This window comes from Paenibacillus phytorum, from assembly GCF_013141715.1.
Lineage (GTDB): Bacteria > Bacillota > Bacilli > Paenibacillales > NBRC-103111 > Paenibacillus_E > Paenibacillus_E phytorum.
The window spans coordinates 1-15625 of the sequence record NZ_WHOA01000147.1 but is presented as its reverse complement, the minus strand read 5'-3'; the positions used below and the strand labels follow the sequence as shown (position 1 = coordinate 15625).

Annotated in this window: 13 protein-coding genes; all 13 read right to left on the bottom strand. The window is 49.0% G+C overall.

Annotated elements, in window-relative coordinates:
• Positions 1-361: 361 nt before the first annotated feature.
• A complete protein-coding gene (locus tag GC098_RS21805; RefSeq protein ID WP_171645332.1) occupies positions 362-997 on the bottom strand; it encodes a nucleotidyltransferase family protein in 636 nt (211 codons plus the stop codon).
• 5 nt (positions 998-1002) lie between these two features.
• Positions 1003-1992, bottom strand: coding sequence for an XdhC family protein (locus tag GC098_RS21800; protein WP_171645331.1), 990 nt, complete (start codon positions 1990-1992; stop codon positions 1003-1005).
• A gap of 34 nt (positions 1993-2026) precedes the next feature.
• Complete coding sequence (ggt, locus tag GC098_RS21795) at positions 2027-3622, bottom strand: gamma-glutamyltransferase (RefSeq protein ID WP_171645330.1); 1596 nt, start codon at positions 3620-3622, stop codon at positions 2027-2029.
• On the bottom strand, positions 3616-4860 hold the full coding sequence (locus tag GC098_RS21790) for a (S)-ureidoglycine--glyoxylate transaminase (protein ID WP_171645329.1): 1245 nt from the start codon (positions 4858-4860) through the stop codon (positions 3616-3618). The genes ggt and GC098_RS21790 overlap by 7 nt, the downstream gene beginning before the upstream one ends.
• Positions 4847-6127, bottom strand: a complete 1281-nt coding sequence (locus GC098_RS21785) for a M20 family metallo-hydrolase (protein WP_171645429.1) — start codon at positions 6125-6127, stop codon at positions 4847-4849. The genes GC098_RS21790 and GC098_RS21785 overlap by 14 nt, the downstream gene beginning before the upstream one ends.
• A 1-nt stretch (position 6128) precedes the next feature.
• Complete coding sequence (locus GC098_RS21780; RefSeq protein ID WP_171645328.1) at positions 6129-7523, bottom strand: allantoinase; 1395 nt, start codon at positions 7521-7523, stop codon at positions 6129-6131.
• A gap of 48 nt (positions 7524-7571) precedes the next feature.
• Entirely contained in the window at positions 7572-7928 is a 357-nt protein-coding gene (gene uraH / locus GC098_RS21775) for a hydroxyisourate hydrolase (RefSeq protein WP_171645327.1), read from the bottom strand.
• A complete protein-coding gene (gene pucL / locus GC098_RS21770) occupies positions 7925-9394 on the bottom strand; it encodes a factor-independent urate hydroxylase (RefSeq protein ID WP_171645326.1) in 1470 nt (489 codons plus the stop codon). The genes uraH and pucL overlap by 4 nt, the downstream gene beginning before the upstream one ends.
• A 606-nt stretch (positions 9395-10000) precedes the next feature.
• Positions 10001-10930: an ABC transporter permease gene (locus GC098_RS21765; RefSeq protein WP_171645325.1), complete on the bottom strand. Its 930-nt coding sequence runs from the start codon at positions 10928-10930 to the stop codon at positions 10001-10003.
• A 58-nt stretch (positions 10931-10988) separates the two neighbouring features.
• Positions 10989-12065, bottom strand: coding sequence for an ABC transporter permease (locus tag GC098_RS21760; protein ID WP_216625380.1), 1077 nt, complete (start codon positions 12063-12065; stop codon positions 10989-10991).
• Between the two features lie 41 nt (positions 12066-12106).
• Positions 12107-13612 carry an ABC transporter ATP-binding protein gene (locus tag GC098_RS21755; RefSeq protein ID WP_171645428.1) on the bottom strand — a complete coding sequence of 502 codons (1506 nt, stop codon included), beginning with the start codon at positions 13610-13612 and terminating at the stop codon, positions 12107-12109.
• Positions 13613-13986: 374 nt separating this feature from the next.
• Positions 13987-14520 (bottom strand): chromate efflux transporter ChrA, encoded by a 534-nt coding sequence (gene chrA, locus GC098_RS21750; protein WP_171645323.1) that lies wholly within the window; start codon positions 14518-14520, stop codon positions 13987-13989.
• The gene (gene chrB, locus GC098_RS21745; RefSeq protein WP_512699019.1) at positions 14517-15110 is read right to left on the bottom strand and encodes a chromate efflux transporter ChrB; all 594 of its coding nucleotides are present in this window, start codon (positions 15108-15110) and stop codon (positions 14517-14519) included. The genes chrA and chrB overlap by 4 nt, the downstream gene beginning before the upstream one ends.
• Positions 15111-15625 lie beyond the last annotated feature (515 nt).

Genomic DNA, 15625 nt, shown 5'->3' with positions numbered 1-15625 from the left:
ATTGGTGCAATTTGAGCTCTCCTGAGGTAAAAACAACGAAATAGCGCCTCCTAGTTCCTCTTAATCACCATATCAGCATTTTCAGAGCAAATAACGCATCGTAGTTCCCCTCGGGCTTATCCTTACAGCTATCCAATCTTTATTCCCTCAAACTAGCCCCCGAATCACCAAATCCAGAATAACCAGCATCAACTTTTACACTCCAACCGTTTTTCAAAAGCCATCCGCATATAAATTAGATATACTATAAACAATTTCTAAAAACTGCGTCAACTAACATAACATCATTTTGTTTTTTTGTATAAAAAAATAGCACATTATTAGTAATAATGCACTCATTCCGTCTTTTATGTTATTTAAGTTAACATATATTGGTGCGAAAATATTTTTTAGCCTGTTCATAACGATCCAAGGTGTCAATATCCATAAACTTCAACTGGTTTTCCTCTTCCACAATTTGACCGCGGTACGCTGGCAAGTGAAACAAGGATCGCGCTCCGGCATCCCCTTCCAATGCAGCCGCCGCCGGCCACATCCCTCGCCCCAAAATAACAGGAGGCTTCGGTATCCCCTTATCCCCGCTAGCGATATAATCGTAGTCCGCTTCCTTATTAAACATATTCGTAAGGCGAATTAACATCTGATCATCTACGAAAGGCTGATCCGCCAACAGGACTAAGATGCCATCTGCACTCACCTCTTCCGCCACCTGGATCCCCGTGCGCAGCGAGTGCGCCATCCCGCTTTCGACGTCCGCACATATTTCAATACGGCATCTGCCTAATAATATATGCATGTGAGCTTCTTCTGGTAACCAATCCAAGGGATCACCAACACGCACGACAACAACCACACTATGCAGTTCGGAATGAAGAGCTTTCAGCAAAGCAACCCCGCCAAGCCGTATGCCTTCAGCCATTTCTAACGACTGCTTCGCTGTCCCCATCCGTCTGCTGCTGCCTGCCGCCAAGTAAACACCAACGACCTTCTTCTTCACAGCGCTCACCAAGGGCGGCAGCTTTGGATATCTCGCCCCATGGCTGCAGAGGAGCCCCACTCTCCAGTCGTGCGAACACCACGCTTAATACGTATCAATTCAGCTACTATACTGACTGCATTTTCAACAGGGCCTTCCGAGCCAATGTCTAAACCAACGGGATAGTGCAGCCAATCCGGCCGCTCTAATCCTTCAAGCATCTTCTCCGTTCGATCCCTCGAACCCATGATACCTAGGTAACGCAGGCTTGATTCCATAGCTCCTCGTACGAATGCTGCATCCTTCTCAAACTGGTGACTCATGACAATGACATAATCCTGCGCATTCAGCTTCAATTGTTCCACCAATTGCTCTGGAAAAGCCACGACCGTCTCCGTCTCCGGAAAACGCTCCACATTGCAGTAAGCTTCTCGCCAGTCCGCTACGACCACGCGAAACCCAACACTTACAGCCATTTGGGCAAGCGGAATTGCATCTGGATTCGCCCCAAACACAATAACCCTCGGCTTCGGCGTAAACAATGAGGCATACACGGAGTGTCGGTCTGTAGACACATCATCATTGGTATCACACAACGTATACGTTATGTTCGAATACCCATCCGTGAATGTGCGCAGCAGTTGCACAGCCTCCCCACGGTCCAAGCTAGCTTTTACCACCAGTAGATTAACAAGCAGCTCCCCGGAAACAGGCTCCAGCAAGATACGAATCAACCCGCCGCATCCAATCGTTTCACCCCAGCCGAAATCGTCTGCCGGTCTCATGTCGTACTCCACCATTTGCGGTTTTTGCGACTCCCATACAGCAGGTAAGTATGCGGATAGATCCGCTTCCAAACATCCAGGAGAAATACTACCTAGCGAGCTTTCATCCGCCATCAGCAGCATGACTGCCCCTTGTTTGCGATAAGCATGGCCTTCCACATGAATGACCGTCGCTAATACACGCACCTGCGCATTACTCTCCACCGCTTGCAAAATGTCATAAGCTTCCATCACTCATCGCACCTCGCTTTATGGATTTATCGTCCTACCAACCGATCGCTAAACCGTCACCGCGAGGATCCGCAGCACCGCTCATGAAACCTTTCTCATCAATCACAATGCCCTGCGCTTGCCCCATAATCCCATCCCAAGGGTGCACAGGTTCAACACGATGTCCCCACCTTTTCAAACGTGCATATACCTCGCCATCCAGACGGTGCTCGAGCTTCAGCGCATCGCCATCTTCCCCCCACGTACGGCCGTATACCCAACGCGGTAGCGATATGGCTTCTTGAATGGACAAACCATAATCCAGCACGCCTGTCAGTATGGAAAGCTGTGTTTGCGGCTGGCCTTCTCCACCTTGTGTACCAAAAAGCATGTAAGGCTTCCCCTCTTTGCTCACCATGGCAGGCATTAAGGTATGAAATGACCTTTTATTCGGTTCTAGAACGTTCGCGCATGCGGGATCCAGTGAAAAAAAAGAGCCCCGATTTTGCATAATAATGCCCGTATCGCCTGGTACATAAGCAGCACCGAAGTCGAAATATAAGCTCTGTATAAACGAAACCGAATTCCCTTCATCATCAACAACAGCCGCATAGGCCGTATCCTGCCCGATCGCTGGTGACAGGTGCTCACTCGCCTTGAGCGGTTCCGCTTGAATTTCATTCCAGAGCTCCGCCGCATAGGCTTTAGAAATCAGTCGCTCCAGCGGAATTTCCCGGAAACGAGGATCCGTCAAGTAAAGATCACGGTCTCTGAACGCCTTTTTGATCACTTCTGACATCATATGATAAAAATTTGCGGAGGCCCGCGGAACCGCACTAACCTCTATATTTTCCAGCATATTCATCATCATTAGCGCTGTGAATCCTTGTGAATTCGGCGGCATTTGATAAATTTCATAACCACGGTATGTTGTCGAAAGCAATTCCACCCATTCTCCGGAATAATTCCGGAAATCATCTTCCTGCAGCAATCCACCATCTCGCTGAATGTTGTCAACAACCGTTTGCATCAAAGAACCCTTATAAAAGGCATCTCTACCTTCACGTTGTACTATACGCAGCGTATGGGCCATGTCTTTCTGAACAAGACGATCCCCTTCCTTCAAAAGCTCTCCGTCAGCCATATATAAGGCACTCAGCTGCTCAGAAGCACGAATGAAAGCCTCATCCTTACGCATCCAAAAAAGCAAATTACGCGAGATAGGAAAACCCTTTTCCGCATAAACAATCGCTGGATCGAGCAGCTTCTCCCACGGCAGCTTTCCGTACTTCTCCCACACTTGCCACCAGGCATCGACCATTCCCGGAACGGTTATGGCACTAAGAATTCCTCTTTGGGGAATCGCATGTAACCCTTTATCCTTGTAAAAATCAGGCGTCGCCTGCGCAGCAGACTTCCCGCTTCCATTAAAGCCTGTAAATGTGCCCGTCGCAGCATCGTGCATGAGAAAAAAGGCATCGCCGCCAAGCCCAGTCATATGTGGATAGACGACTCCAAGTGTCGCACTGATCGCAATCGCGCTATCAAACGCATTGCCTCCCTGCTGCAAAATGGCACTCCCCACACTGCTAGCCAAGTAATGAGGCGTAGCAATCATGGCACGCTCGGCTCGCGGCATGATGTTTAACATGGCAGCTCCTCCTCTTTACGAGCATACAAAGTTAACGCTGCTTGCAAAGCCTTACCGACTGTAATATCGGCGCCGTGCCATAGGAGAACTGCTTCCAGTGCACCCAGCACGTGGAGCACGTTTTTCTGATTGCAGCTAAAACCCATCGTGCCGATTCGCCAAATTTGCCCTTTTAGAGGTCCGAAAGAACTGGCGATTTCAATGCCGAAACTATTTAACAGCATCGAACGCACGGATTCACCAGCGATTCCATCTGGAATATGGATGCAGGTCACAACCGTCAGCTTACAGTCCGGATTCCCGTATAGCGATAAGCCCATTGCCTTCAAGCCTGCAACTAACGCAGCTTCATGACGCTGATGACGACGGTATCGCTCTTCTAGACCTTCCTGCAGGACAAGACGCAGACCCTCGCGCAAAGCGTACAGCATCGAGGTCGCCTCCGTATGATGATTGAGCCGTTTCGGACTCCAGTAGTCCTGGAGCTGGCCTAGGTCGAAATAGTTGCTTGCCACTGGCTTCCTAGCTGATACAGCCGAACCTTTCTCACGCAGTCCCCGTTCAATGGTTTTGCGTCGCATAACCTTGGCTTCGACTCGCTCGTTATACGTAATTGGCGACATGCCGGATGGGACGGATAAACACTTTTGCGTTCCACCGATAACAGCATCCAGCTGCCATTCGTCTGTCTTTACCGGGACTCCGCCAATCGTAGCGACGGCATCAACAACAAGCAGTGCATCCACTTCACGGCAGGCTGCTCCGATACCATCAAACGGTTGGATACAACCTGTGGATGTTTCGCCATGAACGATCGCTACGATGCTCGGTTTTTCCCGGTGTATGGCAGCGATGATTTCCTCTGGATCGAACACCGTGCCCCATTCTCTCTCCAGCAGGACAACCTCTGCACCGCAGCGCTCCGAGATTTCGACAAGCAGATTGCCAAAACGGCCATAGATCGGAACAAGCACTTTGTCCCCCGGTTCAATCACACTAACTAGAACAGCCTCAATACCCGAACGCGAGGTGCCATCTATCGGAAATGCCCATTGATTTTTTGTTTGAAAGACATCGCGAAGCATCTCCATCGTCTCATTCATCAGTTCAGTGAACTCAGGATCGAACTGTCCCAGAATCGGATAAGACATCGCCCGCAGTACCCGCGGGTCGACCTCCACAGGTCCTGGGGTCATTATCGTTCGCAGCGAGGGCGACAAGTCTTTATAAGATTTCATCTACTTTCCCCCCATAGCCATATTGGTATAACACATGAATCAATGTTTGGAACCCAGCAACCAGATCGGCCGGTTCCGTAAACTCATCAGGACTGTGGCTAATGCCAGCGCGACTTGGAACGAAGATCATCGCTGTCGGACATATCGGCCCGAACAACTGAGCATCATGCCCTGCCCCGCTTGGCAGCCGCATACTCTCGAACCCATGTGCATCACAGGCAGCTTCAATTTCTGCCGAAATCCCTTCATGCATAGCCACAGGCGAAGCATGTAAATTTAAGGTCGTATCTATATGAAGATCTCTTCGCATCGCGATTACTTCAAACTCAGCTAGCAATCTCGCACGAAAAGCATCCATCTTCCACTCGTCAGTATGCCGAATATCCAGCGTAAATTCAACTTCCCCAGGTACCACGTTCGATGTTCCCCGCTTCACTTCCAAACGACCAACGGTAGCTACAAGCGGTTCCCCCTCTTCCAGCGCCATCCGCTCTGTCAGAGCCAACATTTCCGCAGCTCCTGCAAGAGCATCCTTTCGCATCGTCATCGGGGTCGTCCCGGCATGATTTGAAGTACCCGTTACGTTAACCGTTAATCTTATTTGGCCAACAATCGCTGTTACTATGCCAATCTGTTTCTGCTTATACTCCAGTACAGAGCCTTGTTCGATATGAATCTCAATATACGCTCCAATATCTTCGCGCTTCGCAGGGTGTTCACTTACACTTGCAGTGTCGAATCCAGCTTGCTGCATTGCCTCAAGCATAGTCACACCTTCAAGATCAGCAATCTCCGAAGCTCCAGCCAGCGATCTCACACCGGTCACATGTCCAGAGCCCCAATAAGCTAACGGGAAGCGACTTCCCTCTTCTTCACAGAATGAAACCACTTCAAGAGTTCGTTTCGGCGTCCCATAAGCAGCCTTCAAATAACCAAGTGCCATCATCGAGGCTACTATGCCGTATGCCCCATCGTATTTACCGCCGTTTTTCACCGTGTCTACATGAGAACCTGTGAGAACCGACTTCAAAGCGAGGTTATTCCCTTGCAGTTTTCCGAAAACATTACCAACGGCATCGAAGCCAGCTTCCAGCCCCATCTCGCGCATTTTTTGGGTAAGAGCCTGCTGCGCCTGCAGCCATGGCTCTGTATATAGCAAACGGGTGACTCCCCCTTCTGGGTCAGCGCCATACGAGGAAAGCCACTCCAGTACTTCGAGCATCTGCTCGGCGTATAGTGACAGCAAATCTAGCGAGTTCGGTGTCATCTTAGCCACCATCCTCACCTCCGATCACTGCAGCGTAGCGCATCCAAATCCCGTCTGCTTTCTCCGCTCCCCCTACACCAAGCTCATACACCTTAGCACCTCGTAAGAAGGTCGCTTTCACCCGACATCCGAACGCTTTTCCTACATAAGGGCTATGTTTATGTCGGTAAAGTAGATCACTCTCCTGAAGAGAGTAGCTCAGCTTCATATCCACTAAAGCAAAATCAGCGTCCGCACCTAAAGCGATTTCACCTTTGCGCGGATGCAGCCCAAAACGCTTGGCTGGCTCAAGAGATAGCATGCGCGACAACATAGGCAGCGGCACCTCTCTGCGTAGATAGCCTTCGTCCAGCATAAGCTCCAGCGAGCTTTGCGCGCCGGATATCCCGCCCCACGCCTCGAAGAAATTCCCTTGCTTCATAGGAGTTGGGCAAGGCGAGTGGTCCGAGGCGAGGATGTCCAACTGCCCATCTGCCAGCGCCGCCCACAGCTGAGCTTGATCCTCCGATGTGCGCAGTGGAGGCGCACATTTGGCAACTGGACCTAGCCGCTCCAAATCGGCGCTAGTTAACACTAAGTAATGCGGACACGTTTCTACCGTGACGTCCAGCCCTTTGGCCTTCGCCTCCGTGATGGCCTGCACAGCTTCCGCGCTGCTAATATGCACGAAGTGCAGCTTGCAGCCCGTCTCCTCGGCGTAGAACAGTGCGCGGTTCACCGCTTCCAGCTCCGCTGCAATCGGTCTCGTCGCGACGAAGTCCAACGCCCCGCGCTTGCCTTCTTTCACAGCCTGCGCAGCCAACTCGGATACGATTTCCTCGCTTTCGGCATGAAGCGCGAGCACTAGCCCCAAGCGGGCAATTTCTTTCATCCCTTCATAGAGGGTCAGGTCGTCCACCTCAGCGAAAATATCTTCCCCTTCTCCGCCAGGACAAGACATGAACGCCTTAAATCCAATGACGCCAGCTTCCGCCAGCTCTTGAAGATTGCCTACATTGCCTGGAACAAGTCCGCCCCACAGGGCATAATCGACCAAGGAATGTCCTTCAGCCGCTTCTAGCTTCCGCTCAAGCGCACTTAGCCGAACCGTTGGAGGCACGCCATTCAGCGGCATGTCGATATAGGTCGTGCAGCCACCAGCCGCTAGCGCTGCTGATCCGGTAGCAAACCCTTCCCAGTGACCGAGTGCTGGTTCATTGAAATGAACATGAGCATCAACCATCCCAGGCATAATGTGCAAATGCTCCGCATCATAGACAGGTGTATCCTCCGAGTATGCGAGGTTTTCGCCTAGCGCAGCAATTTTGCCACCTTGAATACCGATGTCTAACTGGCGTACTTCCTCTCTAAGGACTACGGTGCCCTTCCGAATTACGAGGTCAAATTGTTTAGTCATACGAATCCCTCCCTCGGAGTCTTTCATGCTGCAGCCATCTTGCCAGTGTTAACTTCCTCGATATGTGTTATAACCCCATGGCGCGATTAGAAGCGGCACATGATAATGAGCATCTTTGGCCGATATGCCAAACCGAACCGGTACTTGATCCAGGAAAGCAGGCTCTGCAAGGTTAGTAGAGATCCCTCTGAAATAATCTCCTATATGAAAGACTAGCTCGTAAACTCCCGGTATAAAATCATCCCCGCTAAGCATCGGTCCCTGAAGGCGACCATCCGCATTCGTAACCTCCGAGCGAAGCAGTTCTGAGCGCCCGTCTTGGAGACGAAACACTTCAATCCTCACACCACTCGCCGGACGTCCACTGCTAATATCCAGTACGTGCGATGTTAAACCAGCGCTCATAGCCCCTCCAGGTCACTCTTTGTCATGGAAAAGCCTTGGAAACCATACGGCGGTCTAGGCTCTGTAAACACCTTACCTTCACCAACGGAAGCTTGCTCCAAAATCGTTTCCCACGTGCGATTGTTAGATTCAAAGCGAATTTCTTTTAATTGAGGAAAACGAGTGAGCGAGCGCTGCCCAATTCGATAAATGAGATTTTGGATCGACGGTGAATGTTGTTCATGGAATACGGTATGCGCAATATCACGAATTTGCTCAGCAGCCACATAGCGTCCAAGGTCAGAGTCTAGTGCATCCGCTACTTCTTCATAACTCCAAGCAATATCTAAGAAAATAAATAAAGGACGGTCAAAAGATTCCGGAAGAGTCGTATACTCATCACGAACGAATCCCGCAAAGGAACTTCCTTTTACTTTTATCAGCTTCAAATCAGCGATACCGCCTGCATGGTCCACGACAGCAATCCCCTCATCCGTGCGCACGACTTCAACTAGCGCGGTCGGATGTTCATTTTGTGAATAACGGTATACCAGATCACTACCGTCAAATCCTTTTGCACCAGGAACTGGCAGCACTTCAAAAGAGACTTGATCTGCCGTCATCTTCACACCTGTCATCTGTGGGTACGTCTCTAGAAAGTGGCGGCCGGCGAACTCCAGAAACCCTTCAGCAGTAGCGCCTTCATACTCTCCAGCTTTGCGCAGGATGAAATTCTTCATCGAATCCGTGGCAACAACCACCCGGTTGTCCCCCTCCGTGAATGAAGTGAAAAACTTCTCCCCGCTAACCGCCACCTTAATGTTCATCCCAAACAGTACATTATCTCGTCCAGTAAATCCCGATTCCGGTATTAACGTCAGATTCGTCAGCGGCTTCGCATAAGAGCGATACACCCATACATCACCTTTGCCGTAGTACATGATTCTCTCTGATCCGTTCGCTTGCTTCATCGCTTTCGCCTCCACTTCATTGATTAACACAGCCTCTAGGCGAAACCGCCCTATTTTACAAACCTCCTGCAAAGCCTTACCAAGCTCTTCTTCTTTATCTCGCTGTATCCTAGTGCGAATCGCTTCTCGAATTGTCTCTTTGGTCTGGCCCTTGACCGCCATTATAAAAGGAAACTCAAAGGTATCGGTATACTGCTTGTTGTAGGCTAGAAATTGTTCATATTCTTCAGCTGTTAGTTGGTTTAAACCAGCCCCCGACTGCTCCTGCACAGAATGATCTGTCATCCGTACTCGCGTCCCTAAGTCTGGATGCGCTCGAAGCAGCGCTAGCTGCTCCAGCCGATCAGCACGCCAAACCTCTCGTTCCAAAGCACTAATCAAATCCTGCTCCGTTGCAAAAGGCCGCGAACTCCATGCCCGCTCTGCCACCCAAGGTGAATGCTCAAATAGAGGGCCGAACATATCGATGAAATCTTCCTGATTCAATTCATTCACTTTATGCAGCGTCAGCTTCACTACCCATCACCTCTATTTATCTGAAAATTCCAACCATTCTTTATCAAGATTTGTTTCATTGTAAATGCGCCATCCCTATGGGTCAATTTATATGAAAGAAGTTTGTAAACTTTCATAACATCGGCAACTTTTTTTGTATGATTTCAAAAAATCAGCACCTCATGGGTTCTCAAAGGATGTTTTTGCCTCGGGGTCAACTAACGGATAGGTCACTTTATTAATATTCAACTGCTGCCTATACCGCCTCTCTCCTCTAACACCCCCTTGTTCTCACCTCTCTCCCCTCGTTGTTGCACAAAGTGCAACAATTCAGCCCTTAATCCCACCTTTCTCCTCTCAACGCTGCACAACGTACAACAATCGGGCCCTAAAACAGCCATTTCGCAACAAATGGGCTTAAAATGTTGTACAAAATGCAACTCCATCATGCTAAACAGCCTTTGAGCGTGTAAATTGTTGCAGAAATTACAACATTGGTTAAGCAGCGCACCGAAAGGCGTATTACCTGATTCTCTGGCTAGCACAGATAGCTCTACACATCTTTTTAAATATGGAATGTGGTCCGCATATTCGCTCATCTTGCTTCCTCCAATGACATCATTAGTTTTAAAATCTTTGCTCCCGAATGTAAGGGACGCCTAGTGCTTCCGGTGCACCTGAAGGCTTATTACGATTACGCCAACCGAGGAACATCAGAACCAGAATGGTCACGATGTACGGAATCATTTTCAGAAAATAAGAAGGGATATGACTGCCAATAAGCTGCACGCGGAACCCCAGCGTATCCAACACACCGAAGAAATAAGCGCACACCAAAGCACGAACTGGATTCCATCTCGCGAAAATAATGAGCGCCACCGCAATCCAACCGCGTCCAGAGGTCATGCCTTCGTTCCAAGTTGGCGTGTACACGAGCAGCAAATCAGCTCCGCCAATGCCGATCAACATGGAACCAATAATGATACAGCCGTAGCGAATGGCAATCACAGGAATACCCATAACGTCAGCTGTTGCCGGGTTATCCCCCACCGCTCTGAGATGCAGCCCCCACGAAGTACGATGGATGAACAGATGCATGACAATAACCAGTACAAAGCTAAACCAAGTAAAAAGATCCAAGTGCGCAAAAATCTCCCCCATAAACGGGACAGTCTCCAGCCATGGCAAATCTAGCTTTGGTACCGCTCCGGGTAATGGGATGCCGCTAACACGCTTTCCCAGATATGCACTAAGACCTGCGCCGAATATCGTCATGGCCAAACCACTTACAACCTGATTAGCGTGCAGGGTTACACAAAGAAATCCATGAAGCATACCCAGAACACCGCCCACTGCAAGTACACAGAGTAGTGTCAGCGCCAAGCTCCCGGTTTGAATGAAGACAAGACCAGAAGTCACTGCCCCCATCAACATAAGTCCTTCCGCACCCAATTGTGTGATGCCTGATCTTTCGATAAGAATTCCACCCAATACAGCTAACAGCAGCGGCGTACCGGAAGAGATAGCGGAAACAATTAATTGTGTGACGATATCCATGACATTCCCTCCCCTTTCAGCATGATTTCAATCCAGGCTCACCCATTCAGTTCACCAATCACCGATTGCGGCGAATGCGGATTTTCCCAGCCATTCCGCCTGCAATGAGGAAAAATAGGATAGCACCTTGAATCATAGAAGAGGTCGATGAAGGAAGACCGATCGTCTGCACACTGTATCCTCCCACAATGAGTCCTCCGAACAGCACCGATGATATCACTAGCCCTACCGGATTCAGCTTCGCAAGCCACGCCACAATAATCGCTGTGTACCCGTACCCCGGCGAAATACCATACATTAGTCGGTGCGCCACACCGGAAACTTCGCTCATTCCCGCTAATCCAGCCACCCCGCCGCTAATGATCATAACAACGAGAACATGTCTGGAAATGCGAATTCCTGCATTCCGCGCAGCTTCCGCATTCGCACCAATGATGCGCAGCTCATAACCCCAACGTGTATATCGAATCATAAAGGCGTAGAGAAGCACGGCAACAATAGCAAAAACGATCCCAAAATGAAGTCGGCTAGCTCCAAAAGTAGGCAAAGACTGCGCCGCGGTGAACATCGGAGATCCTGGGAAGTTAAAGCCTTTCGGATCTTTCCAAGGGCCGAATACCGCATAATTCAAGGCAAGAAGAGCTACATAATTCAACATTAAAGATGTAATTAATTCATTAACTTGAAAATAGGTCCTAGGAATCGCCGTCAGCAATCCCCAGACCCCACCGGCTACGATGCTCGCCACCACCATAGATGGAATCGAGATATACATTGGCAGCTGCGGAAAATAAACCGTAACTGCGGTAGCCGCCATCGCTCCAGCCAAAAACTGCCCCTCGGCACCGATATTCCATACCGAAATCCGGTACGCGATCGACACGCCAAGACCGCAAAGCAGCAGCGGAATCGCCTTCACAAGGGTCTCCGTAATGCCAAAGGAGGAACCAAAAGCACCTTTCAGCATTTTGGCATAGACCATAATCGGATTCATGCCATTCAAAGCTATAAAAATACCGCAGGCCACAAGAGCCAAGCCGATAGATACAATCGTCACCCACCACGGACTAGCTGGCCCAGCAGGATCAATTTCAAAACGGTAAGGCATACGAAAACTAGCTTCTCGCTTAGGCATCTTTTTTTCTATCGGAATGGTTCCCGCCGTTTGTTGTTCGCTCACCCTGCATCCTCCTCAGACCCCGCCATCAACATACCGATATATTCACGACTCGCTTCCTTTCGGGGAATATTGCCCACGATGCGTCCATCGTACATGACCAGTATTCGGTCAGCTAGCTGCAGCACCTCATCCAAATCCTCTGATATAAGGAGAACTGAACTCCCCTTGCTGCGCAATTCCTCTAACAATTGATGCACACCCTCAGTGGCGCCTACATCTAGCCCCTGCGTTGGATGCACGGCTACCATCAGCTTCGGAGCTTGATCAATTTCCCTGGCAAAAAGCAGCTTCTGCTGATTGCCCCCCGACATGTACTGAACAGGTGCATCAATCCCCGATGTCCTCACATCGAACAGTTCAACAAGCTTCTGCGACCAGCTTCGATTGCTTCCTGTGCGCAGTAAACCGAATCGAGATCGTTCCGGAGAACGATACGTCTTGAAGAGCAGGTTATCTATAGCGCCCAAACTGCCGGCTAGACCGCTCTTCATGCGATTTTCGGGCACATGGGCAATCCCCAGCTCAATGGCCGCGCGCACCGAACCGTTACGCAACGCCTTGCCGTCAAATTGAACATCGCCTTGTTTCCATACGCGAAGCCCTGTTAACACCTCCGCAAGCTCCTTCTGCCCGTTTCCAGACACCCCGGCAACACCAACAATCTCACCTTCACTCATTTGAAAATGAAGCCCATCCAGCACCTTGCGTCCATGATCCGCATACACATCCAAACCACCCACTACAAGCAACGGCTTTCCTCGCGGTTTCCCTCTAACAACCGCGCGGCTTTCTAGGCTCTCCTTGCCGACCATTAGCTGCGCCAGATCCCTCTCACTCGTCTCTGACTTCGCCATCGTAGCGATCATCTCGCCTTTGCGCAGGACCGATATGCGATCCGAAACAAACATAACCTCCTTGAGTTTATGTGTCGTCATAATGACCGTCTTGCCTTCTTTTTTCATGCGATTCAGTGTCTCAAACAACTGATCTACCTCACCTGGCGTCAACACCGAGGTAGGTTCATCCAAAATAATTAAATCCGCTCCCCGATAGAGCGTCTTCACAATTTCAACTCGCTGCTGTTCCCCGACCGACAGCTGCCAAATGGGCCGGTCCACCGGAAACGGTAGCCCAAAATGCTTCGATATTGCCTCGATCTCCTCGGACTTTTTAGCGAGCCATCGTGGACCGCGCCAGAACGAAGATGACTCCCCAAGAACAATATTCTCAGCGGCAGTTAACGTTTGAACAAGTCGGAAATTTTGAAAGACCATACCAACCCCTAGATTCATCGCATCCTTCGGCGATCGAATTCTCACCTTTTCACCGTGGATGAGAATTTCTCCGCTTGTTGGGCGATATACACCTGAGAGCATGCACATCATTGTGCTTTTACCAGCGCCGTTCTCACCTAACAACGCATGAATCTCTCCAGCTTTTGCCCAGAAATCAACATGATTATTAGCTACAACAGAACCAAACTGCTTGACGATCTGGTTCATCTCAACAGAATAACTCTCCGTTTTTAGCAATGAGCCCCCTCCTCTCGTCCTTGACACACCCCTATATATTCAAAACAGCATCTCCCATTTCGGGATCTGCTGTTTCTGGAAACAATAACTTGGGTATCGTTTAGGCCTTACCTTACGAGAACCTAGTCTATATCTATCTTCCCCCACTATACTGTTCAGGTGAATTATACGTCAATTAACATTACATCATTTTAGGGTATCTAACGAAAAATGATGATTCATTTGTGCTTGATACCAAAGTCTATAAACTCCTCCTCCCAATAATGTTATATTAAGTTACACGGAAAGCAAAAAGGAGCACTCCTCTATGGAAGAATGCTCCTTTTACTATCCAATTCTTTTCATCAGGAAAGAAATATACCACCATAAACGAAACCAGCCACAATCACAAACGCAGGATGAATCTTCCTCTTTTGAATGAGATAGAAAGCAACTGCGGCAATACCAATAAACTGCAAGTATCCTATCGTTTTCGTTGATTCCACCATACTGCTCCACGTGACCAACACCATCATGATCGCGATAACAGGCTGGACAAGCAGCGTCATTCCTTTGATTACCGGAGATTGCTTATACTTCTGCAGGATATTCAGCAAAATGATGAGTGCAATGATGGAAGGAACAACCGTTGCAGCCACGGCAATTAGAACACCGACCCAACCACCGATTTGAAAGCCAACATATGCGGCGATTTTCGTAGCAATCGGTCCAGGCAGCGCATTCCCAAGCGCCAACATGTTTGAAAATCCACTGCTGGTCATCCAAGCATGATTCGGAACAATCTCTTGATACATCAGCGGGATCGACGAGGGTCCTCCTCCATATCCGAACACGTTTGCTAAAAAGAAGCTAACAAGTAAATGCCACCACTCACTCATACGCCCTCACCTTTGCCAAGCTGCTTCTTGTTCTTGTTCCACTTGTCCTTTAGCTTATGATGAAAAGCGCCATATAGTAAAAACATAAAAATAACGATAGCCGGATGCACAGAGAAAGTCTGCAGCAGCAAGAATGAAATAACAAAAAATGTGAGGCCTGCCGCCCAACCCAAGCCTTTAACCGCCTTCTCCCCGAACTCATACGCCATCACGCCTAACATCACCGCGACAATAGGCACTACCGCCGCTATCATGCCTTTAATTACTTGAGAAGTACTAAAGAAATTAATGAACGAATACAACCCCACCATGGCTACACAAGTAGGAACGATGTGAGCTAAAACACCAACCGCCGCTCCCCATCCCCCTTTGAGCCGATACCCAAGATACCCTGCTAGCTTCGTTGCTATCGGTCCGGGAAGTGTATTAGCTATCGCTAGCACCTCCATGAATTCCTCATCCTTCATCCACTGAAATCGTGTAACCGCCTCGTACCGTATCAACGGCACAATGGACGGCCCACCGCCATATCCCAATATCCCCGTCCGGAACATCGCCATACCTATCTGAACATAGGCATTCCCCACTATGTATCACTCCTGTCTCTGTAAGTACCATTATCGGGATCTTTGGTCACAGACCTAAGTATCTCTGCACAAAGTAAACTAAGCTTTATTGTAATATAAGTTGAAAGGATTCATTCGATTCTTTTCTCATCTTTGTAAAAATGACAAAGATTCTTCAGATTCTTGGGCCTTGATTTGAAATTGTTTAAAAGCCGTATATGGGGGGCGCTTAGTGTGGGTAAGCGTTGAGCAGAATAAGAGCTTCTAGAGACTGCTATTTTTGAATTTCTGGTGCTTTTCGTGGAAATAGAAGCCTTTGGAGACTCTTATTTGTGGGATGGGGCTTAGACTTGGTTGCTTTGAGCAGAATAAGAGCTTCTAGAGACTGCTATTTTTGAAATTCTGGTGCTTTTCGTGGAAATAGAAGCCTTTGGAGACTCTTATTCCTAGTATATGGCTTGATCCGGATAAATTTTCTGATCAATCCGAACAAGTGTAAACAAAAAGACCTTACGAGGATTTCTCCTCATAAGGTCTTC